Source organism: Pseudonocardia sp. DR1-2, assembly GCF_023717215.1.
Taxonomy (GTDB): Bacteria; Actinomycetota; Actinomycetes; order Mycobacteriales; family Pseudonocardiaceae; genus Pseudonocardia; species Pseudonocardia alni.
The window spans coordinates 349,343-375,859 of sequence record NZ_JAMQOF010000004.1 but is presented as its reverse complement, the minus strand read 5'-3'; the positions used below and the strand labels follow the sequence as shown (position 1 = coordinate 375,859).

Here is a 26,517-nt window from a genome sequence, read left to right as displayed (position 1 = left end):
ACGTGTCCGAGAGGCCCAGCCCCATCCTCGACCCGACCGGCCGGGGCGCCGATCCCTCCCCGGAGCCCGGGGCGGGAGTGCTCGCGCCGCGCCGCCCGGAGCTGACCGGCCTCCGGATCGGGGTCCTGGAGAACACCAAGAAGAACGCCGATCTGCTGCTCACCGAGGTGGCCCGGTTGCTCGTCGACGAGCACGGTGCCGCCGGGGTCACGGTGGCCCGCACGAAACGGCAGTTCGCCGTCCCGGCGCCCGCCGAGCTGATCGAGGAGTACGCCCGCGGCTGCGACGTCGTCGTCACCGGGGTCGGTGACTGCGGATCGTGCAGCGCGTCCGCGGTCGCCGACGGGGTGCTGTTCGAGAGGGCGGGGGTGCCCGCCGCGGTGATCTGCAGCGACGCGTTCGCCGCCACCGCCGACACGATGGCCGCGCTGCGCGGCGCCACCGGCTACCGCTACCTGACCACCCCGCACCCGGTCGCGATCCTCGAACCGGACCAGGTCCGGGACCGTGCCGCGCGGCTCGCCGGCGACGTCGCCGCTCTGCTCACCGGGGCGCAGCGGTGACCGCCGGGACCGACCCGGACCCGGATCTCGCCGCCGCCGCGGTCGAGCACTGCTTCGAGCAGGGCTGGACCGACGGGCTGCCGGTGGTGCCTGCGTCGCGCGCGCTGGTCGACCGCTTCCTCGCCACCACCGATCTGGCCCCGGAGACCGAGATCGGCAGGCTGCCGCAGCTGGACCGGGCGGTCACCGTCGAGCTGGCCGCGATCAACGCGGTGATGGCGGGCTGCCGCCCGGAGTACTTCCCCGTCGTCCTCGCGGCCTGGGCCGCACTGACCGCGGAACGCGCCACCGGTGGTGGGGGCTGGCAGTCGACCAGCGGTCCGGCACCGCTGATCGTGGTCAACGGCCCGGTCCGCGACGCGCTCGGGTTCAACTCCACCGGCGGCGTGTTCGGGCCGGGGTTCCGGCCGAACGCCACCGTCGCGCGGTCGATCGGGCTGATCGTGCGCAACGTCTACGGCGTGCACCCGCACGCCCTGGAGCAGGCCACCCAGGGGCTGCCCGGGCGCTGGCAGATCTGCATCGCCGAGAACGAGGAGGAGAGCCCCTGGGAGCCGCTGTCGGTCGAGGCCGGCGTCGCGCCGGGGGAGTCCGCCGTGTCCGCGACACTGCTGCGGACCTGCGAGTACGTCGACAACCGGCACACCGGCTCGGCCGAGCAGCTGCTCGCCGACGTCGCCGACACGCTCTCCCGCACCGGGGCCTGGATCTTCCGGCACGCGAGCGCCGGGGTCGTGTTCTGCCCCGAGCACGCCCAGCAGCTCGCCGCCGCCGGGTTCGGCCGTGCCGAGGTGCGGGCCTGGCTGGCGCAGCGGTGCGGCCGCAGCGTCACCGACCTCGCCCGGGCCGGGAAGGACGGCCTGGACGGCCAGGTCCGGTTCGCCGACGGCACCCGCGGCGACGGCTTCGACCCGCTGCTCGCCGGCTCCGGCCGGGAGAACCTGCTGCTGGCCGTCGCCGGGGCACGCAACGCCGGCATCTCGATGGTGGTGCGGCTGTTCTCCGACTGGTCCGGCACCGCGGTCCCGGTGGCGGGGGTGACCCGGTGACCGGCCCGCTGGAGAACCCGTTCGTGCCCGGGGCCGGCCCGATGGCCGGCCGCGCCGTGCTCGTCACCGGCGCCGGCCAGAACGGCGGGCTCCCCGGTGTCGGCTACGCGACCGCCCGGCTGGTGGCGGCCCAGGGCGCCCGGGTCGCGGTGCTCGACCGGGACCCGGCCGCCGCGGGCCGCACCGTCGAGCGGATCACCGCCGACGGCGGACGGGCCGTCCCGGTCGTCGCCGACGTCACGACCGACCCGGCCTGCGGTGCCGCCGTCGCCCGGGCGGCCGGCCTGCTCGGCGGCCTCGACGGCCTGGTGAACAACGTCGCCGCCGGGGACCGGGCCGGGCTGTTCGACGTCACCCCGGAGCGGTTCGACGAGCTGCTCCGGATCAACCTCACCTCGGCCTGGCAGGTCACCCGGCACGCCGTCCCGCTGCTGCCGCCCGGCTCGTCAATCGTGAACGTGTCCTCGGTCGGGGTCCGGATGCGCGGGCCCGGGATGGTCTACTGCGTCGCCAAGGCGGGGCTCGAGAACCTCACCGAGGGCGCCGCGACGACGCTGGGGCCGCAGGGCATCCGGGTCAACTGCGTGCAGGTCGGCGCGATCTGGGGGTCGTTCGCCGCCGCGAACATGAGCGAGGACCTGCGCGGTGCGCGCCGGGACTCGACCGCGCTGAAGACCGAGGGCACGGCCTGGGACGTGGCCGCCGCGGTGGCGTTCCTGCTCGGTGCGCACGCCCGCTGGATCTCCGGGCACACCCTCGCGGTGGAGGGCGGGCCGCCGCACCGGTTCCCGCCCGGGCCGCCGGTCCGCTCGGTGGCCGGGGCCGACGACGCGCGGTGGTCCGTCGGTGCCGGGACCGCGGGAGCCGCCCCGGGCGACGGAGGTGCCCGGTGAGCGCCCGGGTCGCGCTGGTCACCGGCTGCGGCAAGCCGGACGGCGCCGGCCAGGGGATCGCCCGCCGGCTCGCCGCGGCCGGGTACGCCGTCGTCGTCACCGACCGGGTGCCCGGCGGCGTGCCCAACGCCCGGCAGGCGGCGCAGTCCGGGACCGGGACGCACGACGGGCTCACGACGCTGACCGCGGAGCTCACCGGCACCGGGGCCCGGGCGGTCTCCGTGCTCGGTGACATCGGCCGGCCCGAGGACGCCGCCCGCATGGTGGGCACCGCCGTCGACGAGTTCGGCAGGCTCGACGTCCTGGTCAACAACGCCGCCGCGCCACAGGGCGCCGACCGGGCCGACATCGGCGAAACCTCGCTGCAGGTGTGGCAGGAGCTGCTGCACACCAACCTGACCGGCACCTTCCTGATGTGCCGGGAGGCGGTGCCGGTGATGCGCGGGCAGCGCTACGGCCGCATCGTCAACATCTCCTCGATGGCCGGGCTGTCCGCGGCCCCGCGCTCGGCCGCCTACTCGGCGTCCAAGGCCGGGGTGGTCGGGCTGACCCGCGCGCTCGCGATGGACGTCGCCGGGTGGGGGATCACGGTCAACGCGATCTGTCCCGGCCTGCTCGCGACCAGCCGGGCGGTGCTCGATCCGGCGCTGGACGACGAGGCCGCCGTCGCGGCGGTCGCCGTCCGCGGGCGGTCCATCGCGGTCGGGCGGGCCGGGCGGCCCGACGACGTCGCGGCGGCGGTCGCCTACCTCGCCGCCGACGACGCCGGCTACGTCACCGCCCAGACCCTCGTCCTCGACGGCGGCGGGCTCAGCCCGTTCCCGCTGCCCCGACCCGCCGACCACGCAGGAGACACGCCATGAGCGACCAGGTACGCGCGGCCGTGCAGACCGCACCCGGAACGATCGAGCTGCGCGAGTTCCCGCGTCCGGCGATCGGTGCCGACGACGGGCTGCTGCGGGTCGAGGCGAACGGGATCTGCGGCAGCGACGTCGAGATGTTCCGCGGCCACATGCGGATGGGGACCGGCAGGCCGGTGATCCCCGGGCACGAGCCGCTCGGGATCGTCGAGGAGGTCGGCGAGCGTGCGGCCGCCCGGTGGGGCGTCGAGCCGGGTGACCGGGTCGCCCTCGAGGTCATCGTGCCGTGCCGGGCCTGCCACGACTGTCTCACCGGCCGCTACCAGTCCTGCCGCCACCGCGGGAACGCACACGGCGTGACCGGGACCGACGTCGCGCCGTCGCTGTGGGGCGGCATGGCCGAGCACCTCTACCTGGCCCCGAACGCGGTGCTGCACAAGGTCGACCGGGACCTGCCCGCGGAGCTGGCGGTGATGTTCAACCCGCTCGGCGCCGGCGTCCGGTGGGCGGTGCACCTGGGCGGCGTCGGGCTCGGCGACACCGTGCTGGTGCTGGGTGCGGGCCAGCGCGGGATCGCCTCGGTGATTGCCGCCCGTGCGGCCGGGGCCGGGACGATCGTCGTCACCGGACTGGAGTCCGACGTGCACAAGCTGGAGCTGGCCAGGGAGTTCGGCGCCGACCACACCGTCGTCGTCGACGGGCCCGGCGCCGAGGACCCGGTCGAGACGGTGCTCGACCTGACCGGCGGGGCCGGGGCCGACGTCGTCCTGGAGCTGACCCCGATGGCCGCCGCCCCGCTCACCCAGGCGCTGCGCGCCGCGAAGCACGGCGGCACCGTCGTGCTCGCCGGGCTCAAGGGCGGCCGGGAGAACCCGCTGAACACCGACCTGATCATCAACCGGGCGCTGACCGTGCGCGGTGCCTTCGGCGTCGACGCCCGCGGCTACGCCGAGGCCATCGCGATCATCGAGTCCGGCCGCTTCCCGCTGGAGAAGCTGCACACCCACACCTTCGGGCTCGACGACACCGCGCTGGCGCTGCGGACCCTCGGCGGGGACGAGCCCGGCGAGCGCGCGGTGCACGTGTCGGTCCATCCCCACCTGCGCTGAGGAGTCGCCGTGCTGATCGACGCACACGCCCACCTGCTGCCCCACGACTACCCCGACGACGGCCCCGGGTGCTTCCCGCGGATGGAGGCGATCGACGGCACCGACGCCCGGCTGCTGGTGTTCGGGTCGGTGCGGTTCACCGCGAAGGCCGCGTTCTTCGACGCCGAACGGCGGATCGAGGCCCAGGACGCGTCCGGTGTGGACGCCGAGGTGATCACCCCGATGCCGCCGCTGCTGCGCTACGACCTCCCGGTCGCCGACGGGCTGTCGCTGGCCCGGCACGTCAACGAGTTCACCGCGACGCTGAGCGCGGCCGCACCGGGCAGGCTCTACGGCTTCGGCATCGTCCCGATGCAGGACCCGGACACCGCGACCGCGGAGCTGAAGCAGATCCGCGACGCCGGCCTGCACGGTGTCGAGATCGCCTCCGGGGTGCTCGGCAGGCCGATCGGGGACGAGCGGTTCCGGCCGTTCTTCGCCGAGGCGGAGCGGCTCGGGCTGCCGGTGTTCGTGCACGCGATGCCCGTCCCGACCGACCAGCTCCCGGCCTCGGCGATGGGCACCCACGTGGTCGGCCTGCAGGGCGCGACCGCCGCCGCGTCGATGGTCACCGGTGGGACCGCGGCCGGGTGCCCGGACCTGCGGCTGTCGTTCAGCCACGCGGCCGGCGGGTTCCCGCTCGTCCTGCCGCGGGCGCAGTACTTCTGGAGCGGCACCTGGAACGAGGAGCCCGCGGTGCCCGAGCGCGCGTTCGCGCACGACGACGGCCCGTCCCCGTCCGAGCTCGCCCGGCGCTTCTACTACGACACGACGGTCTTCGACCACCGCGCCCTGCGCTACCTCGTCGACCTGCTCGGCCACGACCGGCTGCTGGCGGGCTCGGACTTCCCGGCGATGCCGCGCGAGGAGCCCTGCGGCCGGACCCTGCGGTCGCTGGACCTGTCCGCGGCCGAGCTGGACGACATCCTGTGGCACAACACCTTCCGCTGGCTCGGGGTCGAACCGCCGGCCTGACCCCGGTCCCGCCGCACGCTCGCTCCCCCGGGCCCGGTGCCCGGGGGAGCGGCGTGTGCCGGACGGCTCAGAGGCCGGTGACCGGGCGTGGTCCCAGGGTCCGGGAGATCGCCCGGGACGCCTGGGTCAGCACCCCCGCGAGCTCACGGGTCCGCGCCTCGGTCGCCTCCACGACCACGCTGACGGCCGCGGCGACCCGTCCGCCGGCGTCGAGCACCGGCACCGCGACCACCATGTCGGGGACCGTGATCTGCCCGCGCGCCACCGCCACCCCGGTCTGCCGGATGGAGGCCAGGGTGCGTCGCAGCACGTCCGGGTCGATCACCGTCATCGGGCTGAAGCGTTCCAGCGGCGAGCTGAGCACCTGTTCCTGGAACTCCGGTTCGGCGTGCGCGAGCAGCACCAGACCGGTGCCGGTGGCGTGCATCGGCCAGCGGTCCCCGACCCGGCTGTTCACCGGGTTGCGCACACGGGCGCGGATCGCCTCCACGTAGACCACGCCGGTGCCGTCCCGCACCCCCAGCTGCACGTTGCCGCGGGTGGCCCGGTGGAGGTCCTCGAGGTGCGGGTGGGCGGCCTCGCGCAGGCCGAGACCGCGCGGTGCCAGCGCCGACAGCTCCAGCAGCCGCAGCCCGACCGAGTAGCGGCCCTCGCCGTCGCGCTCCAGCGCACCCCAGGCCACGAGCTCGTGCACCAGCCGGTGCGCGGTCGACAGGCTGAGCCCGGCGCGCCGCGCGATGTCGCTGAGCGTGAGCGACCGGTGCCGGGGTCCGAAGGCGTCGAGCACCGCGAGCATCCGGCCCGCGGCCGTGACCCGCCGGCCGGGATCCGGTTCGTGGGCCCACCCGGGGCCGTGCTCCGCCGTGACCGTCATCGACCGGCCCCCGTGCCCGTCGTACCGCAGGGTTCCACCACGCCCGACCCCCTCGTCCAGCGTCCACGTCGTGCGGCGGCCGGAGCCGGCGCCCGGTCAGTGTTCGCAGGTCACACGCTGCGTCACAAGGGCAGCACGGACGAACGGGTCGGATGGGACAGAGGGCCTACGTCATTCGTCGCGGTCGGGCCGGGGAGGGCACCAAGTTGTCTTCCGCCGGGTGGAAGCGCCCTCCACCGCGACGGTGGGGCTGCCCGACGCTGGTCGACATCACAGTGAGCCCGATCACGTTCCCCGGCTGCCCTCGACCGCCGGTCCCCGGGGCCCACCACCGACCGGACGCCCGCCGCCGCGCGGGCCGGCCGGTCCCGAACCGAACGGGAGTGCCCCGTGAGACGACGGATGCACCTGCCGGCCCTGCTGCTGGCCGCGGCCATGGTCGTGGCCGGCTGCGGAGGTGGGGCGGCCACGAACGCGGGCGGCGCTCCCGCGGAGCCGACCGGTCCGCCCCAGCGGGGCGGTGAGCTGACCGTCCTGGAGGACGGCTCGTTCGCCGGTGGCTGGCCGACCGGTCTGGACCCGGCCACCAACACCACCGGCGGTGCGAACGTGCCGCAGATGAGCGCGATCTACGGCGGGCTGTTCCGGCTCGTCGCCGACGACGACGGCACGAACGCCCGGGTGGAGCCGCACCAGGCGGAGAGCAGCTCCGTCGAGAACGGGGGCCGGACGGTCCGGATCACGCTGCGCGAGGGGCTCCGGTTCACCGACGGCACGGCGTTCGACGCCGAGGCGGTCGCCGTCAACTTCCGCCGCGCCGTCGACTCACCCTGCACCTGTTCGCCGAACTGGCCGCTCGCCGACGGCGGGATCACCACCGACGGGCCGCGGACCGTCGTCCTGCAGTTCACCCGGCCCTACGCCGCGGTGATCAACGCGATGCCGGTGACGAACGTGAACTGGATCGCCTCGCCCACCGCGCTCGCGGCGAAGGGCGAGGACGCCTTCGCGATCGAGCCGGTCGGCGCCGGGCCCTTCACCGTGGTGTCCAACCAGCTCAGCTCCGAGCTGGTGCTGGCACGCAACCCGGACTACTTCAAGGAGGGTCTGCCCTACCTGGACCGGCTGACCTTCCAGTCGATCGGCGGCGACCAGCCCGCCTACCAGGCGCTGCTGGCCGGGCAGGCGCAGGCCTACGAGGGCCTGACCACGACGCCGCTGCTGGAGCAGGCGCAGTCCCAGGGGCGGCTCGCCGTGACGGTGCAGCCCGCGACGTCGCCCTACGTCGTCCAGCTCAACACCCGGGCCGCGCCGTTCGACGACCCGCGGGCCCGGGAGGCGATCTACGCCGCCACCGACTTCGACGCGATCGGGCAGGGCCTGTTCCGCGGCCGGTACCCGGTCAGCCAGAGCTTCACCGGTCCGGGCGGGCTGTTCCACACCGAGAATACCCCCGGCTACACCGGCCACGACCCGGAGCGGGCGCGGCAGCTCGTCGCGGAGCTCGGCGGGCTGGAGGTCGACCTCGGGACACTCGGTTCCTACGTGGCCGAGCAGGTCCTGACCGCGCTGCAGACGCAGTGGCAGGAGGCGGGCATCACCGTCCGGACCGAGACCTACGAGCTGTCCACACTGGTCCAGGAGTTCAACGGCGGCGGCTGGCAGGCGATGCTGCAGACCGCCGGATCGTGGGACCCGGCCGCCGGGGTCGGCGTCAACTTTCGGTTCGACTCGGACAGCCCGTTCTCCGGGGTCGCCGACCCCGAGCTGGACGCACTGTTCGACCAGGCCGCCGCCTCGGTCGATCCCGCGCAGCGTCAGGAGCTCTACGACCGGGCGGGCGGCCTGATCGCCGAGAACCACTACGGCCCGTTCGGTCTCGCCTTCGCTCCGGCCAACCTCGCGGTCCCGGGGGTGTACGGACCGGGCCTGACCAGCCGGATCCCGCCGATCGTCGTCAACACCGGGGTGCACTGGGACGAGGTCTGGCGGGAGTCGCAGCAGTGACCGCGGGCGTACCGGTCCGCGACCGTTCCGCGCGACTCGCGGCGCTGCGCGGGTCACCGGCACTGCGGATGGTCGGCAAGCGGACGCTGATGGCGGTCCCCATCGTGCTCGGGGCCAGCGTCCTGACCTTCTGGGTGCTCAGCCTGATCCCGGGCGGGGCGGCGCAGCAGCTGCTCGGACCGGAGGCGACCGCCGAGCAGATCGCCGCGCTGGAACAGCGGCTCGGGCTCGACCGGTCCGGACCCGTGCGCTACCTGCAGTGGCTCGGCGGTGCCGTGACCGGAGACCTCGGCAACTCGGTGGTCAGCGGCCAGCCGGTCACCCCGGTGCTCGCGGAGCGACTGGCCGTCACCGGGCAGCTGGTGGGGATGGCCTTCGTCCTATCGCTCGGACTGGCGATCCCGGTCGCGCTGCTGGCGGCCTACCGGCCGAACCGCCTGTTCGACCGGCTCAGCATGCTCGTCAGCATCACCGGGCTGTCGGTGGCGAACTACGTGCTGGCCCTGCTGCTGGTGCTGCTGTTCGCGGTGCAGTTGTCGCTCTTCCCGGCGATCGGCTTCGTACCGCTCTCGGAGAGCGTGACCGGCAACCTGCACTCGCTGGCGCTGCCCGCGGTGGCGATCGCGTTCCCGCTGTTCTGCTTCTACACCCGGTTCCTGCGCGGCGACCTGGTGGACCAGCTGCAGGGCGAGGACTACATCACCACGGCCCGCGCCAAGGGCGTCGGGCCGTGGCGGGTACTGGTGCGGCACGCGTTCCGGAACTCGTCGTTCGGGCTGATCACCGTGGTCGGGCTGAACCTGGGGACGCTCATCGGCGCGACCGTGATCATCGAGCAGGTCTTCGCGCTGCCCGGCCTCGGGCAGCTGCTCCTGCAGGCGATCAACACCCGGGACTTCGTGGTGGTGCAGGCCTGCGTCGTCGTGTTCGCCGTGATCGCGGTACTGGCCAACCTGCTCGCCGACCTGCTCTACGCCGTGCTCGACCCGAGGATCCGCTATGGCAGTCGCTGAGCCCGTCACCGCCGTCGTCCCCGCCGCGCCGCCGGGCAGGCGTGGCCTGCTCCGGAGCCCGGCGGTCGTCCTGCCGGGCGGGCTGCTCGCCCTGATCACCGCGGCCTGCTTCGTCGGGCCGGTGGTGCTGCCGCTGCCGCCGCCGGTCGGCGGGAGCGTGCTGTCGAGCTACCTCCCGGCGCTCTCACCGGGGCACCTGCTCGGCACCGACCCGAACGGCAACGACATCCTGTCCCGGGTGCTGCACGGCGGGCGCTCGTCGCTGATCGTCGCGGTGTCGGTGAACCTGCTCGGGCTGCTCGTGGGCGGCACCCTCGGCGCGGTGTCGGGCTTCCTGGGCGGGATCGTCGACACCGTCATCATGCGGGTGCTGGACGTGCTGATCGCGTTCCCGTCACTGGTGCTGACCCTGGCGGTGGCCCAGAGCCTCGGACCGAGCCGGACGAACACCGTCCTCGCGCTGGCGTTCTTCAGCGTGCCGGCGTTCGCCCGGATCGCCAGGGCCGCGACCCTGCGGCTGCGCGAGCAGCCGTTCATGGCCGCGGCCGACCTGTGCGGGACGCCGGGCCACCGGACGCTGCTGCGCCACGTCGCGCCCAACATCGCACCCCAGCTGATCACCTTCGGGATGCTCGGCATGGGCATCGTGATGGTGATCGAGGGGGCGCTGTCGTTCCTCGGGCTCGGCATCCCGCCCCCCGCTCCGAGCTGGGGGAACATGATCGCCCAGGGCCAGCAGAGCCTGTCCGCGACGCCGATGCTGGTCGTCTGGCCGTGCCTGGTGCTCTTCGTGACCGTCCTGACCTTCAACCTGCTGGGCGAGACCCTGCGCGCACGATGGAGCGGCCGATGACGATCTCCGGCACCGACACCGCACCGGCCCGTACCGACCCGGCGCCGGTCGGAGACCCGTTGCTCGTGGTGCGGGACCTGCGGGTCCGGTTCACCCGCGAGGGCGTTCCCGTGCACGCGGTCAACGGGCTGTCCTACAGCGTCGCCCCCGGACGGACCCTGGCGGTGATCGGCGAGTCCGGGTCCGGCAAGAGCGTGAGCTCGCGGGCCCTGCTCGGGCTGCTGCCCGGCTCCGCCCGGGTCACCGGCTCGGCGACGTTCGACGGCACCGAGCTGATCGGCATGCCGGAGCGCGAGATGCGCAGGCGGCGCGGCTCGGACATCGCCATGGTCTTCCAGGACCCGGCCCGCTCGCTCAACCCGACGATGCGGATCGGCAACCAGATCACCGAGGCCGTCCGGGTGCACGCCGACGTCGACGCCCGGTCGGCGCGGGAGCGTGCCGTCGAGCTGCTCACGCTGGTCCGGCTGCCGGCACCGGAGCGGCGCTTCTTCGAGTACCCGCACCAGCTCTCCGGCGGGATGCGGCAGCGGGTCATGATCGCGATCGCGCTGGCCGGGCAGCCCCGGCTGCTGATCGCCGACGAGGCGACGACCGCGCTCGACGTGACCACCCAGGCCCAGATCATGGAGCTGCTGGCCGAACTGCAGCAGCGGCTCGGCACCGCCGTCGTCATGATCAGCCACGACCTCGGGCTGGCCGCCAGCTACGCCGACGACGTGCTGGTCATGTACGCGGGCCGGGCCGTCGAGTACGCGCCCGCGCCGACCCTGTTCGGTGCCGTCCGGATGCCGTACACCGCGGCACTGCTGGGCGCGATCCCGCTGCTCGACCGGCCGTCGCACAGCCTGCTGCCGGTGATCCCCGGCCAGCCGCCCGACCTGCGGGCGCTGCCCGAGGGCTGCCCGTTCCGCCCACGGTGCGCCTCGGCCGACGACCTGTGCCTGACCGAGCCCCCACTGACCGAACACGAACCCGGCCACCACTGGGCCTGCTGGCATCCCGCACCGGGCCGGGGCGCCGAACCCGAGGAGGACCGGCGATGACCGTCACCGACCACCGGGGGACCGGACCGCGGACCGCTCCGGTCGCCCCGCTGCTGGCCGCCCGCGACGTCGTCCAGGAGTTCCCGGTCCGGGCCGCGGGCGGGGGGAAGGGCGGCGTGGTGCACGCCGTCTCCAACGTGTCCCTGGAGGTCCACCCGGGGGAGACGCTCGGGGTGGTCGGCGAGACCGGTTCCGGCAAGTCCACGCTGGCCCGGTCGCTGATCCAGGCGCCGCGGCCGCAGTCGGGCGAGATCGAGTTCCAGGGCGTCGACCTGATGGGGCTGGGGCGGCGGGACCTGGTGCGGGCGCGACGGTCGCTGCAGATGGTCTACCAGGATCCGTTCGGCTCGCTGAACCCGCGCTGGCGGGTCGCCGAGCTGGTCGCCGAGCCACTGGTCGGCTACCGGGAGGGCACCGCCGCCTCGCGTGCCCGCCGCGTCGACGAGCTGCTGGACATGGTCGGGCTGGACCCGTCGCTGTACGGGCGGCGGCGCCCGCACGAGCTGTCCGGCGGGCAGTGCCAGCGGGTCGCGATCGCCCGGGCGATCGCGCTGGACCCGGCGCTGCTCATCTGCGACGAGGCGGTGTCCTCACTGGACGTGCTGATCCAGGCACAGGTGCTCAACCTGTTCGAACGCCTGCGCTCCGAGCTCGGCCTGTCCTACCTGTTCATCGCGCACGACCTCGCGCTGGTCAAACAGGTCAGCGACCGGGTCGCGGTGATGCACCTCGGGCAGCTCGCCGAGATCGGCCCCGCGACCGCGCTCTACCGCGCGCCCCGGCACCCCTACACCTCGGCGCTGCTCGACTCGATCCCCGGCCTGGACCCGGCGACCGGACGGGTGCGGCGGCCCACGGCGCCCCCCGGCGAGCCGCCGTCACCGCTGGACCCGCCCAGCGGCTGCCGCTACCGCACCCGTTGCCCGCGTGCGCAGGCGCGCTGCGCCGAGGAGGAACCGGTGCTGGTCGAACTGGCGCCGGGGCACCGGGCCGCCTGCCACTTCCCGCTCGACCCACCCGGACGCACCGACGACGAGGGGACCCGCACATGACGATCGACCACGCCGCCCTGGACGGACTGCGCGCCGGTCTGGAGGCCGACGACTACGCGATGGAGGTGACCGAGTCCGGCGACCGGCTGCAGGTCCGGATCAGCGCCGGACCGGACGCCTGCGCGGACTGTCTCGTCCCGAAGGACATGATGCGTGCCGTCCTGCACTCGGCGCTGGGCGTCCCCGAGGAGCGGATCGAGATCGGCTACCCCGGCGAAACGCTCGAACCGGGCGGCGAGTGACCGCATGATGGTGCGGTGCACACCGATGTGACGACCGTCCCCGACCGGGACGAGCCGGGAGCGGCCGCGCTCGTCGCGGTGTGTGCGGACGGCCTGGTCCTGCTCGACTCCGACGGCCGGTTCCGTTCGCTGAACCCGGCCGCCCTCCGGCTGCTCGGCCGCCCGGCCGACGAGCTCCTGGGCGTCCGGGCGCCGTTCGTCCCCGCCCCGGTGGGCCCGTCCGGGACGCGGACGGTGCGCTGGACCGGGGCCGACGGGTCGGCCCGCGAGCTCCGGTACCGGGCCGCGCCGGACGGCACCGGCGGCCTGGCCGTGTGGTTCAGCGACGTCACCGACCGGCTGGCCCGGCAGGAGCGGCTGACCGCGATCGTCCGGGCCGCCGCGGGGGTCGCCGAGGCGGGGTCGCTGGCCGGCACGCTGGACGCCATCGCCCGCGAGATCATCGGCACCGCGCACATCGCGGCCGCCCAGATCCTGGCGGTCGACGACCCGGCGGCCGACCTGCAGGTGCTCGGGATGGCCGGGTTCGGCGCGGCACCGGACTTCGTCCGGCGGCTGCGGGCCTGCCGGGAGGGCGGCGCGGACATCCGGTTCCTGGAGGCGTACGCGCGGGGCGAGGCGGTCGTCGTCCCGCACCGGCGGGCGACGATCATGGCGGACCCGGCGTGGGAGCCGCTGCACGAGATCATGGACCGGCCGGACTGGGACGGGTTCGTCGCGATGCCGATGGTCGTCCGCGGCACCACCGTCGGCGTGATCAACGCCTACTACGAGCCGGACGAGGCGCCGGACCCGTCCTCGCTGGCGTTCCTCGAGGCGATGGCCGCGCACGCCGCCGTCGCCGTGGACACCGCCCGGCTGGTGGCCCGGTCCCGGTCCGACGCCCGCACGGCGGAGCGCCGCAGGCTGGCCCGGGACCTGCACGACTCGGTGGTGCAGCAGCTGTTCTCGATACGCATGCAGGTCTCGGCGCTGCAGGGCCGGCTGGACCGCTCCGACCCGGACCCGGCCCGCGTACTCGGCGCGGCGACCGAGCTGTCCGCGATGTCCGCCGACGCGCTGGACGACCTGCGGCTGCTGGTGCGCGAGATGCACCCGGCCGCCCCGCGTGGCGGTGACCTGGTGGAGGCGGTCCGCACGCACGCCTCCGAGGTGCAGTCCCGGACGGGCCTGCGGGTGGACGTCGTCGCCCCGGTGGACCCGCGGCTGGGTCCGGGCGTCGCCGACGACCTCTACCGGACCGTCCGGGAGGCCCTGCACAACGCCGTCAAGCACGCCGGGGCGGGCACGGTGCGGGTGCGGATCGAACGTAGCGGCGGCGACCTGGTGGTCGAGGTCGCCGACGACGGGTCCGGGACCCGGCCCGCGGATCCGCCGGCCGGGCTGTCCGGGGGCCTGGGGCTGGTGTCGATGCGTGAGCGGGCCGAACGGTGGGGCGGCGCCTGCTCGGCGGGCCCGCGCCCGGACGGCGGTTGGACGGTCCGGACCGTGCTCCCGGTCGCGGGCCTGGACGAGCAGGAGACCTGAGGTGCCCCGTTCCGCGACGGCCGCGCTGGCCAACGTCGACCTGAACCTGCTGGTGATCCTGCGCGAGCTGTTGCGCGAGCAGAACGTCACCCGGGCGGCCGAGCGGGTCGGGGTGACCCAGCCCGCGGCGAGCGCCGCGCTCGCCCGGCTGCGCAGGCACTTCGACGACGACCTGCTCGAACGCACCCGCGGCCGCTACGTGCTGTCCCCGCTGGGGCGCCGGCTCGCCCTCCAGGTCGAACCGCTCTGCCTCGGTCTGGAGCGGTTGTTCGCGCCGGAGGAGCCGTTCCGGCCGGAGGTCTCCGAGCACGAGTTCACGGTGATGACCACCGACTACGTGCTGGCGGCGATGGGCGAGTCGCTGTCGCGCGTGGTGCACGAGGCCGCACCCGGGGTACGGCTGCACGTCCCGGTCGTGAAGGGCAGGCTGCCCGGCGACCTGCCGGAGACGCTGCGCACGCTGGACGGGATCATCTCCGCGCCGAAGGCCGAGTTCAAGGTCGACGAGCTGTGCGGCCAGGAGCTGTTCCGGGACCGCTGGGTGTGCGTCGTCGACGCGGAGAACCCGGTGCGGGACCGGATCGAGCTGTCCGACCTCGAACGTCTGCCGTGGGTGGTCCCGAACCAGCCCGACCCGCAGTACCCGGCGAGCTCCCCGCTCGCGCCCCTGCTCGCGATGCTCCGCACCCGGCCGCGGGTGGCGGTCCGGGTCGACAGCTACGCGGCCACCCCGTGGTTCGTCGCCGGGACCGATCGGGTCGCGGTCATGCAGGGTCGGCTCGCCGCCGGTTTCGCCGACCGTCCCGACCTGCGGATCCTTCCCTGCCCGGGGGACCCGCCACCGATCGTGGAGATCTTCTGGTGGCACCGGCTGCGCTCCGACGACGCCGCGCACACCTGGCTGCGCGCGATGCTGGACACCGCCTCGCGCTCGTTGCGACCCGGCCCATAGACGCGGTGGATGACCCGCATCCGAACTTCCTCTTTCCGTCCGGGGTGACCTGCGACATAGCGTCGGGAGCATGCGGATCGTGGTGGCCCGGGTGGACGACTTCCCGCCCGGCGAACGAAGGATCGTGACCCGTGGACGGCGCTCCATCGGGGTCTTCCGGGTCGGTGACCGGTTCTACGCGCTCAACAACCACTGCCCCCACCTGGGCGGACCGTTGTGCCAGGGCCGCACGCAGGCATGGGTCCGGTCGAGCACACCCGGACGGTACGAGCGCGACGACGAGCACGCCCTGATCGCCTGCCCCTGGCACGGCTGGGAGTACGACCTGGCCACCGGGCAGTCGTTCCTCGGCCCGGGGGAGCCGCCGGCCCGGAGCTACGAGGTGAGCGTCGAGCCCGCCGACGTGTCCACCGTGGAGCCCGCGCCCGGGGAGCGCAGGCCCGGCCCGTTCGTCGCCGAGACCTTCGACGTGACCGTCGAGCGGTTCGGCTCGGGCGACCACGTCGTCGTCGACACCACGCCGCGGCCCGCCCGCACCGTTCCGAGCCAGGGGGAGAGCCCGTGACCACCGCACCCGAGGCGCCCGCGGCGCCGGCCCGCCGGCGTACCGGCTTCACGATCGTCGACACCGACATCCACCCGGCCTGCCCGCCCGGCGAGCTGATGCCGCGCCTGGACCCGGCCGCCCGGCGCCGCTACGAGCTGTTCGGCAGCCGCGTGCCCGCCCCGCCGGACGTCTACCCGCGGGTGCGCAACTCCGGCTACCGGCTGGACGCCTGGCCGGAGGGTGCCTTCCCGGGCAGCGACCTGCAGCTCGTCCGCGACCAGCTGCTCGACGAGTTCGACATCGACCACGGCGTGCTCATCCCGCTGCAGTCGCACAGCTGGGGCGCCGAGACCCCGGAGTTCGCCGCGTCGCTGTGCCGGGCGCTCAACGACTGGGTCGCCGAGTGCTGGCTCGACCGCGAGCCGCGGCTGCGGTCGTCGATCGCGGTGTCGCTGGAGTCCCCGGAGCTGGCCGCGGCGGAGATCCGCAGGCGTTCGGGCGACCCGCGGTTCTGCCAGGTACTGCTGGCCACCGGCGGCGAGTCCGGGTTCGGCAGGCGCCGGTACTGGCCGATCTACGCGGCCGCCGCCGAGGCCGGGCTGCCGATCGCCGCGCACACCGGCGGGCTGGAGCAGCACCGCGGCGCGGGCTGGCCGTCGTTCTACCTCGAGGAGCACGTCTGGAACGGCAACATGATGGGCGCGCTGGTCACCAGCCTGCTCTGCGAGGGCGTGCTCACCGAGTTCCCCGAGCTGCAGGTCGTCTGCGTGGAGGGCGGGCTGGCCTGGGCGGCGCCGTTGATCTGGTCGCTGGACGACGGGTGGGCGGCGCTGCGGGAGGACGTCCCGCACCTGGACCGGCCGCCGTCGGAGATCCTGCGTGAGCACCTGTGGTTCACCACGCAGCCGATCGAGGAGCCCCGGGACCCGGCGGACCTGGCCACGGTGATCCGGCATCTCGGCCTGGGCGAGCGGATCATGTTCGCCTCGGACTACCCGCACTGGGACTTCGACTCGCCGACGGCGGCGCCCCGGCTGTTCCCGGCCGACCTGCGCGAGCCGATCATGGGATCGAACGCCTGCCGGCTCTACGGCCTGCCCGAGCGGGTGGCGTCGTGAGCGCCCCGGTGGTGGGGATGGTGGTCGACACCGACGTCCACTGTGTCCCGTCGACACTGTCCGACGTGGTCGCGCACATGGACCCCTACTGGCGCGACTACACCACCGACGGCGGGGTGTCGCTGTCGCCGACCCAGGGCGGCGCCTACCCGCCCGGCATCGGCCCTGGTGGCCGGCCGCTGTCCGAGGTCGGCGAGCTGGGGGAGCGGGTGCTCTCCCCGGACGGCACGGACCTCGCGATCCTGACCTGCACCAGCACCTTCCAGACCAACCGCAACCCGTACTACGAGGCGGCGCTCTGCCGGGCGCTCAACGACTGGCTCCTGGAACGGTGGCAGGCCCACGATCCGCGGCTGCGGGTGGCGATGGTGGTGCCGACCCTCGACGTCGACGCCGCGGTCGCGGAGATCCACCGGATCGGCGACCGGCCGGAGGTCGTCACCGCACTGCTGCCGGTCCGCAACGACACCCGCTGGGGCAACGTCGGGAACCGGCCGGTGCTGCGTGCCGCCGCGGAGCACGGTCTCGTCCTCACCCTGCACGCGTGGGGGCGTGCAGGGCAGGCGCCGTCGTCGAGCGGGATGACCCACAGCTACCTGGAGGACTACCTGGCCAACGGGAACGTCGTCGCGCAGGGGCAGCTGGTGAGCCTGGTGACCGAGGGCGTGTTCGCCGAGCTCCCCGGACTCCGGGTCACCGTCGCCGAGTGCGGCTCGACCTGGCTGCCGACGCTGCTGTGGCGGTTCGACAAGGACTGGAAGGGCGTCTGGCGCGAGGTGCCCTGGGTGGACCGGCCGCCGTCGGAGATCGTCCGTGAGCACGTCCGGTTCACCACGGCGCCGATCCACCTGCCGTCCGACCCGGTGCAGGCCCGGGAGGCGGTCGACCTGCTCGGCCCGGAGCTGCTGATGCACGCCGGGGACCACCCGCACGACCACGGTCCCGGTGCCGACCGCCTCGCGGCCGTGCTGGACGGCGACGAGCTGGCCGCGGTGCGCGGCGGGACGGCCGCCGCGTGGTACCGGCTCGGGTGAGCGGGATCGGGCTGCCGGGGAGCCCGCAGGACGTCCCGACGCCGTCCGGGGGGACCGTGCGGGTCCGGCAGGCGGGGGAGGGCCCGCCGGTGCTGCTGCTGCACGGATGGCCGCAGACGTCGGCGATGTGGCACCGGGTGGCCCCCGGCCTGCTCGACGGCCGCACCCTGGTGCTGGCGGACCTGCCCGGCTACGGCGACAGCGCGCTCCCGGCGGGCGCCGCCGTCGCGGTGTCGGGGAAGCGGACGATGGCCGCCGACCTGGTGGCGGTGATGGCGGCGCTCGGGCACGAGCGGTTCGCCGTCGTCGGGCACGACCGGGGTGCCCGCTGCGCCTACCGGATGGCGCTGGACCATCCCGGCGCGGTGAGCGCGCTGGCGGTGCTGGACGTCCTCCCGACGGCCGACGTGCTGGCCCGCGCCGACGCCGGGTTCGCCCGGGGGGCGTTCCACTGGTTCCTGCTGTCACAGCCGGCGGACCTGGCGGAGCGGCTGGTGGCCGCGGAGCCCGACGCGGTCCTCGGCCGGGGGCTGGCGGAGGTCTGCGACCCGGCGGCGCTCGCCGCGTACGCGTCGGCGTGGGCGCGCCCGGAGGTGGTGCACGGGATGTGCCAGGACTACCGGGCCGGGTTCGACGTCGACGCCGCCGACGACGAGGCCGACCGCGGCCGGCGCACGATCACCGCGCCGACACTCGTCCTGTGGGGGCGCCGCGGTCCGCTCGGGCGGGCACCGGCGGTGCTGGACGACTGGCGGGTCTGGGCCCCGGCCGCGACCGGGCGGGCGCTGGACGCCGGGCACCTGCTCGCCGAGGAGGCACCCGACGAGGTACGGGCGGAGCTGGCGGCCTTCCTCCCCACGACCGGCCGGGACCGACCCCATCGATGAACGACCGGGGGAACCCGGGACCGCCACGGATCGCAACGACGCGAGGAGACGTGAGCCATGACCACCACATCCACCAGGAGCGTCCGGGGAGCCCGCCGCGTGGGCCGGACCTGCGCCGCGGTACTGGCCGTCTGTGCGGTGCTGGCCGCCTGCGGCGGGAACGACGGGGGTGACGGCGGCGACCCGGTCACCTTCCTCAACGTGCTGCCGATGGAGAGCCTGTCGTTCGCCCCGGAGATGATCGCCGACACCCGGGGACTGTTCGAGGCGCGCGGGCTGGACGTCACGTTCGAGGCCACCCAGGGCTCCGCTCCGGCGATCCAGACGGTGCTCGCCGGCGGCGCGCAGCTGACCCGGATCGGCGACATCGAGACGATGATCGCCGCCGGTGAGCGCAACGCCCCGCTGCTCGCGTTCGGCGAGCCGATCCACACCGGCACCATCCGGATGATCTCCACCGAGGCCGCTCCGGTCACCCGGGCCGAGCAGTTCCGCGGCCGGCTCGTCGGGACCCCGTCGGAGGGCGGCACCAGCTCGATCACCCTGGACCTGGTGGCCGGGTCCGCCGGGGTGCCGCCGGAGGAGGTGTCGCGTCAGGTCGTCGGGCTGAGCCCCGGCGTGTTCGACCTTCTGACCTCGGGCCGGGTCGACTCCTACATCGTGTCGCTGGACACCTCCGTGCTGCTCGACCACACCCGCCCCGAGACGGTGGTCTACGACCCGAACCAGGACATCGACGCCGGCGCCCAGATGTACGTCACCTCCGCCGCGCAGATGGCCGACCCGCAGACCCGCGACCGGCTGGAGCGCTACGCCTCCGCAGTCGAGGAGGCCATGCAGTTCATCGTCGACGACGAGGCCAACGGCTTCGCCGAGACGATGCGGCTGATCGACTCCGAGTACGAGGTCCCCGCGCTGGGTGATCCGGACGTGGCGAAGGCCGCGCTGGCCGCCTACGTCGACGCCTACACCTCCGGTGACAGGTTGCTGGGGATCTCGCCCCAGCGCTGGCAGGCCGCCTACGACGAGATCGTCGGGATCGGTCAGCTCCCGTCCGGCCTCGACCCGGCCGCCTGGCTGGACACGACCCTGACCCCGGCTCCCGCCCGCTGACCGCGGACCACCGCCCGCTGTTCCCCCTCGGGGCCCGTCCGCCGTCCCGGCCGCGGAGGCCGGGCGCCGAGATGCAGCTCAGCGGGCTCCGGTGGTGCCGGTAACCCCGCTGAGCCGCATCTCGGTGACGCCGAGCCGGGCCGCGCCGCGCCGGGCCGCGCCGGTCCGGCCCGGTCCGGTCAGCAGGCGGCGGCGCGGGCGCGGGCCTCGGCGATCTCCGCGGCGGTGAGCAGCGGCAGCCAGGCCGACTCGCGGGCCGAGCCGACCAGGTTCTGCCGCACCCGCATCAGCGCCACCGGCCGCCCGTCGGGCGCGATCCGCAGGTAGGGCCGCGGGTCGGCGACGCCGAGCGGGCTCCACCCCCGCAGCAGGACGACGTCGCCGACCGCGATCCGGCTGCGGTGCAGCACCTCGGCCCGGTCACGCTCGGAGTGCTCGGTGAGCGTCCCGCCTCCGGCGAGGACCACCCACGCGGTGCAGCCCAGGTAGAAACGCCGCTCCCGGCGGGGCTCCGTGGCGTGCCGGGTCACCCGGCCGACCTCGGTCGGGGCGAACGGTGATGCGAGGTGCCGGGACTCCGCCAGCCGCGCGAGGCGCTGCGCGACGTCCGAGGTCACCGGGCGGCGCGCCGGTACGAGGCCGCAGATCCGTCCGTCCGCCGCGACCTCGGTGCTCAGCGCACGGAGGTCGTCGTCGCCGACGGTCCGGGGCACCACGACGAACCGGCGGCCGAACAGCGAGCCGGGAACCGGGTCCGCGGAGGAGCGGCTCATGGGTGCTCCTCCTCCGGCGGAACGGCGACGGCGCCGAGCCTAGGAGCGGTCTCCGGCCCGGGCGACCCGCTGCTGACCCGGTCCGCCTACGTCGTTCGTCGCGGTGGCCGCATCCTCCGGCGGACGGAGCACCGCCCGGGGACGGCCCGGCCGGGGGAGGCGCCGGCCGCCGATCACCCGGCGACGGCCAGCACGAGCGGCAGCACCTCCGGGGCCCCGGCCCGGCGCAGCGCCCGCGCGGCGACCGTCATCGTCCAGCCCGAGTCGACGACGTCGTCGACCAGCAGCACCGGCCCGTCCACCCCGGACAGGTCCGGCACGGTCGCGCTGTCGAGTCCCTCCCACACCGCGGCCAGGCGCTGGGCGGAGTTCTCGGTCGCCGCGGGGCGCTCGCCTGCGGGGGACAGGGTGCCGAGCAGCGGCAGCCTGCCGATCTCGGCGATCCGCCGGGCGAGGTGGTCGAGCTGGTGCGGGCGGGTGCGTGAGCCGATCCCGACCACGCCCACCGGGCGCTGTTCCCAGCCCCACCCGGCGAGCACCCGGACCAGCGCGTCGAGCACGTCGGCCGGCACCGGGTCGTCGCCGCCGGTCACGAGCTCGCGCAGCCGGGTGCCCCACCCGATGTCGGACAGCCGCCCGATCGCCCGGCCGGACGCGGCCTGCTCGCCCGCGCCGATCCTCCCGGACAGCGGGACCCCGATGTCCTTCATCCCGGACGGCCACATCTTCCGCGGCGCGACCTCGATCCCGGGCCGGGTCAGGCGCTCGGCGGCGGCCTGCTCACCGTCGGCGGACACCTCGTCGGACCAGACGGTGCCGGTGCAGGTGTCGCAGCGCCCGCACGGCGTCGGGTCCGGGTCGTCGAGCTGGCGGCGCAGGAACACCAGCCGGCACTCGGTGGTCGCGATGTAGTCGAGCATGGCCTGCTGCTCGGACCGGCGGGCGGAGTTCACGCGCTCGTGCCGCTCGGTGTCGTAGACCCACTCCCGGCCGGTCGCGACCCAGCCGCCCTTGACCCGCTTCGCGGCGCCGTCGGCGTCGAGGACCTTGAGCAGCATCTCCAGCCGGGTGCGGGACAGGTCGACCCGGGTCTCGATCGAGGCGGTGGACTGCGGCCGGTCCGACAGCACGGCGAGGGTCTGACGGACCAGCGGCTCGGGCGGGAACGCCAGCGACGCGAAGTAGGCCCAGATGTCGCGGTCCTCGCGGCCGGGCAGCAGCACCACCTCGGCCCGGTCCAGCGCACGCCCGGCACGGCCGATCTGCTGGTAGTAGGCGACCGGCGAGGCGGGCGCGCCGAGGTGCACGACGAACCCGAGGTCGGGTTTGTCGAAGCCCATGCCCAGCGCGGAGGTCGCGACCAGGGCCTTCACCCGGTTCTCCATCAGGTCGGACTCGGCGGCGAGGCGGTCCTCGGGGTCGGTGCGCCCGGAGTAGGAGCGCACGGCGACGCCGCGCTCGCGCAGGAACTCGGCGACGTCGTCGGCCGCCTGGACGGTGAGCGTGTACACGATCCCGGCGCCGGGCATCTCGTCGAGCCTGGCCGCGAGCCAGGCCAGCCGCCGCGCCGGGCTCGGGAGCCGGACCACCGCCAGGCGCAGCGACTCGCGGTCCAGCGACCCGCGCAGGACCAGCGTGTCCTGCTGGTCGCGCCCCATGCCGAGCTGCTCGGAGACGTCGGTGACGACCCGGTCGTTCGCCGTCGCCGTCGTGGCCAGCACCGGGATCCCCGACGGCAGCTCGGCGATCAGCGTGCGCAGCCGCCGGTAGTCCGGGCGGAAGTCGTGGCCCCAGTCGGAGACGCAGTGCGCCTCGTCGACCACCAGCATCCCCGCGCTCGCCGCCAGCTCCGGCAGCACCCGGTCCCGGAAGTCGGGGTTGTTGAGCCGCTCCGGGGACACGAGCAGCACGTCGACGTCGCCGTTCGCGATGTCGGCGTAGACCGCGTCCCACTCGTCGGCGTTCGCCGAGTTCACCGTGACCGCCACGATCCCGGAGCGGATCGCGGCGTCGATCTGGTTGCGCATCAGCGCCAGCAGCGGCGACACGATCACCGTCGGCCCGGCGCCCTGAGCGCGCAGCAGCGCGGTCGCCACGAAGTAGACCGCGGACTTGCCCCAGCCGGTGCGCTGCACGACCAGCGCGCGGCGGTGCTGGGCGACGAGTGCCTCGATCGCCCTCCACTGGTCCTCGCGCAGCCGGGCCTGCGGGCCGGCCAGCTGCTGCAGGACGGTCTCGGCGCGCTCGCGCAGGTCGGTGCTCGATGCGGTGGTCACGGCACCCATGGTGGACCCGACCCCCGACAGCGACCCGACGCGGGCCGCCGGGGTGTGAACCGGGCCACCCGTCCGACGCGCGGCGGGCCGGGCGTGCAGGATGATCGCGTGTCGTCCGACAGCCCCGCCCACCGCCCGGTCTTCGGCTCCGTGGCGGACGTGACCGCCCGGCTCGCCGACGCCGGCTACCTGGCCTCGACGGCCGTCGCGACGACGGTGTTCCTCGCGGACCGGCTCGGCAAGCCGCTGCTCGTCGAGGGCCCCGCGGGCGTCGGGAAGACCGAGCTGGCCAAGGCCGTGGCCGCGGCGACGGAGTCCGGGCTGGTCCGTCTGCAGTGCTACGAGGGCATCGACGAGGCCCGCGCGCTCTATGAGTGGAACCACGCCAAGCAGCTGCTGCGGATCACCGCCGGGCAGCGCGGTGACGACGGCGCGGACTGGGACGCCACCCGCGACGACGTGTTCTCCGAGGAGTTCCTGCTCCCGCGCCCGCTGCTCACCGCGATCCGGCGCACCGACCCGACCGTGCTGCTGATCGACGAGATCGACAAGGCCGACGTCGAGGTCGAGGGCCTGCTGCTGGAGGTCCTGTCCGACTTCCAGGTCTCCATCCCCGAGCTGGGCACGGTCACCGCGAACCGGCGCCCGTTCGTGCTGCTGACCTCGAACTCCACCCGTGAGCTGTCCGAGGCGCTCAAGCGCCGCTGCCTGTTCCTGCACCTGGACTTCCCCGACGCCGACCTGGAGCGCCGGATCGTGCTCGCCCGCGTCCCGGAGCTGACCGAGCAGCTCACCGACGCCCTGGTGCGCACCGTGCGGGTGCTGCGGGCGATGGAGCTGCGCAAGGCCCCCAGCGTCGCCGAGACGATCGACTGGGGCCGCACCCTGCTGGCCCTGGGCCTCGACACCCTCGACGACGACGCCGTCCGCGCCACCCTCGGTGTCGTGCTGAAGCACCGCTCGGACGCCGACAAGGCCGCCGCCGAGCTGCGACTGAACTGAACGGCCCAGTCACGCACCGCTGATCGGCTGTCAAGGTCTGCGCCCCTATGGAGTGAAGATCGGATCGATCGGGGCACCGGGCGTAACCGGGACGGGTGGCGCGAGTTGTTCCGGTTACACGCTCCCCAGCGACCGGAGGTCCACCGATGACCGCCCTCCCGGAACTGCCCCGCACCGCCCGCCGCCTGCTGCGCGCCGGACTGGCCGCCGGTGCCGTGCTCGCGCTCGGGCTCGCCGCCGCAGGCACCGCGTCGGCGCAGGACGGCGCCGCGGACGCCGGCGTGCACCCGGGGGTCATGACCCGTACCGGACCCGAGGGTGCGCAGTGCACCGCGAACTTCGTCTTCACCGACGGGTCCGCGACCTACCTCGGGCAGGCCGCACACTGCGCGGGCACCGGCGGGTCCACCGAGGTGGACGGGTGCGAGGCCGGGTCGCTGCCGCTCGGCACCCCGGTCGAGGTCGAGGGCGCCACCGCACCGGGGCGGCTCGTGTACTCCTCCTGGCTGAGCATGCAGGAGCGGGGCGAGACCGACCCGGACACCTGCCGGTTCAACGACTTCGCGCTGGTCGAGCTCAGCCCGGACGACGCCGCTCGCACGAGCCCCACGGTGCCCTTCTACGGCGGCCCGACCGGGGTGGCCGCCGACGGCGTCGCGACCGGCGGGATCGTCTACGGCTACGGCAACTCCTCGCTGCGCCAGGGCGTGCGCGCGCTGCGGCCGAAGACCGGCACCTCGACCGGTACCGGGGGCGGCGGCTGGACGCACACCGTCGTGACCGTCCCGCCCGGCGTGCCCGGTGACTCCGGCTCGGGCTACCTGACCGCCGACGGCCGTGCCCTCGGCGTCCTCTCGACGCTGAACCTGGCTCCGGCTCCCGGCACGAACGGCATCAGCGACCTGCGGAGGATCCTCGACTACGCCAACGGCCCCGGCGGCCACGGCGGAGCACTGCGCCTGGTCGAGGGCGACCGTCCCTTCACCCCGCAGCCGGTGCCGATCGACCCCGCCTTCTAGGCGGAGGACCCCCGCGGTGTGGGACCGCGGTGCACCCCGGCGCTCCGGTCGTGGCTCGGCGGCTCGACCGGAGCGCCGGTGTACGTGCTCGGCGACGACTCCGGCGGGGTCGACCCCGTCCGCACCCGGTACCCGGACCCGGCGCGACCACCGCGACCTACGCCTGGAGCCTGTGGACGGTGGGCTGACCACCCTCGCTGATCACGCCCGTGTCACGCATGATGGACCGGTGACGATCCCGCCCGCCACCGCGCTCGCCCCGGAGCACGGCCTGCCCGGGCACCTCGTCGACTTCGTCTCCGCGCTGCGCCGCCACCACGTCGCGGTCGGCCCGGGGGAGACCGTCGACGCGGCCCGCGTGCTCGGCGCCCTGGACCTGCTGCACCGCGACCAGCTGCGGGAGGGGCTCGCCGCGGCGCTGCTGCGCCGCTCCGGGCAGCGCGGCACCTTCGACGCGCTGTTCGACCTGTGGTTCCCGCCCGCGCTGGGCGCCGGGTCGTCCGACGTCGACGTCCCGCGGATCGACGACGAGTCCGGGGAGGGTACCGGCCCGGTCGACGTCGACGCGCTGCGCGAGATCCTCGCCGACCTGCTCCGCGACGGCGACGAGGAGACCCTGCGCGAGCTCGCCCGCGCCGCCGTCGACGCGATCGGGACCTCCGGTGCCGCCGGGCAGGGCGTCCGCGGGCAGACGGCGAAGCCGAACTGGTCGGCCTACCAGGCGCTGGGCGCGCTGTCCCCGGACACGTTGCTCGCCCGGATCCTCGACGGGCTGCGGGAGGAGGGCGACACCGACTTCGTGTCCGAGGTCCGCCGCCGCGAGATCCGCGACCGCATCGCCCGGTTCCGCGACGTCGTCCGCGAGGAGGTCCGCCGCCGCACCGCCGAGCAGCGGGGCCGCGAGCAGATCGCCCGCACCACCACCCCCACCCAGACCGACCAGGTCGACTTCCTCACCGCGAACGCCACCCAGCTCGCCGACCTGCGCCGCACCGTGCAGCCGCTGGCCCGGCGGCTCGCGTCGCGGCTGTCGGCGCGGCGGCGCCGCTCGAACCGCGGCCGGCTCGACCTGCGGCGCACGCTGCGCCGGTCGATGTCCACCGGCGGCGTGCCGATGGACCCGGCGCACAAGGTGCGCCGCCCCGGCCGCCCCGAGCTGGTGCTGCTGTGCGACGTGTCCGGCTCCGTCGCCGGGTTCAGCCACTTCACGTTGCTGCTGGTCCAGGCGCTGCGCGAGCAGTTCTCCAAGGTGCGGGTGTTCGCGTTCATCGAGCGCACCGACGAGGTCACGCACCTGTTCGAACCCGGCGCGGAGCTGTCCGGGGTGATGCAGCGGGTGCTGCGCGAGGCCACGCTCACCGCGTTCGACGGGCACTCCGACTACGGCAGCGCGTTCGGCGACTTCCTGGAGCACCACGGCGACGCGCTCACCCCGAAGACGTCGTTGCTGGTGCTCGGCGACGGCCGCACCAACTACCGCGACCCCAACCTGCGGGCGCTGACGATGATGGCCGGGCGGGTCCGGCACGCGCACTGGCTCAACCCCGAGCCCGAGCGCAGCTGGGGCTCCGGCGACTCGGCCGCCACCCGCTACGGCGAGGTGCTCCCGATGCACGAGTGCCGTACCGCCGCGCAGCTCACCGACGTCGTCCAGGCGCTGCTGCCGGTCTGATCCTCCGGGCGATCATCCCGGG

25 protein-coding genes are annotated in these 26,517 nt (G+C 74.7%); 22 read left to right on the top strand and 3 right to left on the bottom strand.

What is annotated here, in order from left to right; genetic code table 11:
• The first annotated feature begins 2 nt into the window (after positions 1–2).
• The 6 genes from ND486_RS14055 to ND486_RS14030 are packed head-to-tail and all read left to right on the top strand — an operon-like array spanning position 3 to position 5,488.
• A complete protein-coding gene (locus ND486_RS14055; protein ID WP_251784713.1) occupies positions 3–563 on the top strand; it encodes a UGSC family (seleno)protein in 561 nt (186 codons plus the stop codon).
• Complete coding sequence (locus ND486_RS14050) at positions 560–1,612, top strand: hypothetical protein (RefSeq protein WP_251784712.1); 1,053 nt, start codon at positions 560–562, stop codon at positions 1,610–1,612. The genes ND486_RS14055 and ND486_RS14050 overlap by 4 nt, the downstream gene beginning before the upstream one ends.
• Positions 1,609–2,505, top strand: a complete 897-nt coding sequence (locus ND486_RS14045) for an SDR family oxidoreductase (RefSeq protein WP_251784711.1) — start codon at positions 1,609–1,611, stop codon at positions 2,503–2,505. Before ND486_RS14050 ends, ND486_RS14045 begins: the two co-directional genes overlap by 4 nt.
• Complete coding sequence (locus ND486_RS14040; RefSeq protein WP_251784710.1) at positions 2,502–3,368, top strand: SDR family oxidoreductase; 867 nt, start codon at positions 2,502–2,504, stop codon at positions 3,366–3,368. Before ND486_RS14045 ends, ND486_RS14040 begins: the two co-directional genes overlap by 4 nt.
• Complete coding sequence (locus ND486_RS14035; protein ID WP_179760626.1) at positions 3,365–4,474, top strand: zinc-binding dehydrogenase; 1,110 nt, start codon at positions 3,365–3,367, stop codon at positions 4,472–4,474. Before ND486_RS14040 ends, ND486_RS14035 begins: the two co-directional genes overlap by 4 nt.
• A gap of 9 nt (positions 4,475–4,483) precedes the next feature.
• Complete coding sequence (locus tag ND486_RS14030) at positions 4,484–5,488, top strand: amidohydrolase family protein (protein WP_251784709.1); 1,005 nt, start codon at positions 4,484–4,486, stop codon at positions 5,486–5,488.
• 67 nt (positions 5,489–5,555) lie between these two features.
• On the opposite strand, the gene ND486_RS14025 is transcribed toward ND486_RS14030, so the two are convergent.
• Positions 5,556–6,362, bottom strand: coding sequence for an IclR family transcriptional regulator (locus ND486_RS14025; RefSeq protein WP_251784708.1), 807 nt, complete (start codon positions 6,360–6,362; stop codon positions 5,556–5,558).
• 390 nt (positions 6,363–6,752) lie between these two features.
• Between ND486_RS14025 and ND486_RS14020 the strand changes: the two genes are divergently transcribed.
• The 13 genes from ND486_RS14020 (at position 6,753) to ND486_RS13960 (ending at position 19,753) form a co-directional block, all read left to right on the top strand.
• Entirely contained in the window at positions 6,753–8,369 is a 1,617-nt protein-coding gene (locus ND486_RS14020; RefSeq protein ID WP_251784707.1) for an ABC transporter substrate-binding protein, read from the top strand.
• Positions 8,366–9,382 carry an ABC transporter permease gene (locus ND486_RS14015; protein WP_251784706.1) on the top strand — a complete coding sequence of 339 codons (1,017 nt, stop codon included), beginning with the start codon at positions 8,366–8,368 and terminating at the stop codon, positions 9,380–9,382. Before ND486_RS14020 ends, ND486_RS14015 begins: the two co-directional genes overlap by 4 nt.
• The gene (locus ND486_RS14010; protein WP_179760623.1) at positions 9,369–10,235 is read left to right on the top strand and encodes an ABC transporter permease; all 867 of its coding nucleotides are present in this window, start codon (positions 9,369–9,371) and stop codon (positions 10,233–10,235) included. The genes ND486_RS14015 and ND486_RS14010 overlap by 14 nt, the downstream gene beginning before the upstream one ends.
• Positions 10,232–11,281 (top strand): ABC transporter ATP-binding protein, encoded by a 1,050-nt coding sequence (locus ND486_RS14005; protein ID WP_251784705.1) that lies wholly within the window; start codon positions 10,232–10,234, stop codon positions 11,279–11,281. Before ND486_RS14010 ends, ND486_RS14005 begins: the two co-directional genes overlap by 4 nt.
• Complete coding sequence (locus ND486_RS14000) at positions 11,278–12,333, top strand: ABC transporter ATP-binding protein (RefSeq protein WP_251784704.1); 1,056 nt, start codon at positions 11,278–11,280, stop codon at positions 12,331–12,333. The genes ND486_RS14005 and ND486_RS14000 overlap by 4 nt, the downstream gene beginning before the upstream one ends.
• Positions 12,330–12,575, top strand: a complete 246-nt coding sequence (locus ND486_RS13995; protein ID WP_179760620.1) for a hypothetical protein — start codon at positions 12,330–12,332, stop codon at positions 12,573–12,575. The genes ND486_RS14000 and ND486_RS13995 overlap by 4 nt, the downstream gene beginning before the upstream one ends.
• A 15-nt stretch (positions 12,576–12,590) precedes the next feature.
• Positions 12,591–14,102 carry a sensor histidine kinase gene (locus ND486_RS29755; protein WP_251784703.1) on the top strand — a complete coding sequence of 504 codons (1,512 nt, stop codon included), beginning with the start codon at positions 12,591–12,593 and terminating at the stop codon, positions 14,100–14,102.
• A gap of 1 nt (position 14,103) precedes the next feature.
• Entirely contained in the window at positions 14,104–15,054 is a 951-nt protein-coding gene (locus ND486_RS13985; RefSeq protein ID WP_251784702.1) for a LysR family transcriptional regulator, read from the top strand.
• Positions 15,055–15,124: 70 nt separating this feature from the next.
• Positions 15,125–15,619 (top strand): Rieske (2Fe-2S) protein, encoded by a 495-nt coding sequence (locus tag ND486_RS13980; protein ID WP_062401353.1) that lies wholly within the window; start codon positions 15,125–15,127, stop codon positions 15,617–15,619.
• Complete coding sequence (locus tag ND486_RS13975; RefSeq protein WP_251784701.1) at positions 15,616–16,719, top strand: amidohydrolase family protein; 1,104 nt, start codon at positions 15,616–15,618, stop codon at positions 16,717–16,719. The genes ND486_RS13980 and ND486_RS13975 overlap by 4 nt, the downstream gene beginning before the upstream one ends.
• Complete coding sequence (locus ND486_RS13970) at positions 16,716–17,753, top strand: amidohydrolase family protein (RefSeq protein ID WP_251784700.1); 1,038 nt, start codon at positions 16,716–16,718, stop codon at positions 17,751–17,753. Before ND486_RS13975 ends, ND486_RS13970 begins: the two co-directional genes overlap by 4 nt.
• Entirely contained in the window at positions 17,750–18,640 is an 891-nt protein-coding gene (locus ND486_RS13965; protein WP_251784699.1) for an alpha/beta hydrolase, read from the top strand. Before ND486_RS13970 ends, ND486_RS13965 begins: the two co-directional genes overlap by 4 nt.
• Positions 18,641–18,697: 57 nt before the next feature.
• Positions 18,698–19,753 carry an ABC transporter substrate-binding protein gene (locus tag ND486_RS13960; protein WP_251784698.1) on the top strand — a complete coding sequence of 352 codons (1,056 nt, stop codon included), beginning with the start codon at positions 18,698–18,700 and terminating at the stop codon, positions 19,751–19,753.
• Between the two features lie 179 nt (positions 19,754–19,932).
• Here the strand turns inward: ND486_RS13960 and ND486_RS13955 are convergent, their stop codons facing one another.
• Complete coding sequence (locus tag ND486_RS13955) at positions 19,933–20,526, bottom strand: hypothetical protein (protein ID WP_251784697.1); 594 nt, start codon at positions 20,524–20,526, stop codon at positions 19,933–19,935.
• Between the two features lie 173 nt (positions 20,527–20,699).
• Entirely contained in the window at positions 20,700–22,811 is a 2,112-nt protein-coding gene (locus tag ND486_RS13950; protein ID WP_251784696.1) for an ATP-dependent DNA helicase RecQ, read from the bottom strand.
• 99 nt (positions 22,812–22,910) lie between these two features.
• Between ND486_RS13950 and ND486_RS13945 the strand changes: the two genes are divergently transcribed.
• From ND486_RS13945 to ND486_RS13935, 3 genes are all read left to right on the top strand, one after another.
• Positions 22,911–23,804 carry a MoxR family ATPase gene (locus ND486_RS13945; RefSeq protein WP_179760616.1) on the top strand — a complete coding sequence of 298 codons (894 nt, stop codon included), beginning with the start codon at positions 22,911–22,913 and terminating at the stop codon, positions 23,802–23,804.
• 146 nt (positions 23,805–23,950) lie between these two features.
• Positions 23,951–24,823, top strand: coding sequence for a serine protease (locus tag ND486_RS13940; RefSeq protein ID WP_251784695.1), 873 nt, complete (start codon positions 23,951–23,953; stop codon positions 24,821–24,823).
• Positions 24,824–25,052: 229 nt separating this feature from the next.
• A complete protein-coding gene (locus ND486_RS13935; RefSeq protein ID WP_251784694.1) occupies positions 25,053–26,495 on the top strand; it encodes a VWA domain-containing protein in 1,443 nt (480 codons plus the stop codon).
• The last annotated feature ends 22 nt before the right edge of the window (positions 26,496–26,517 follow it).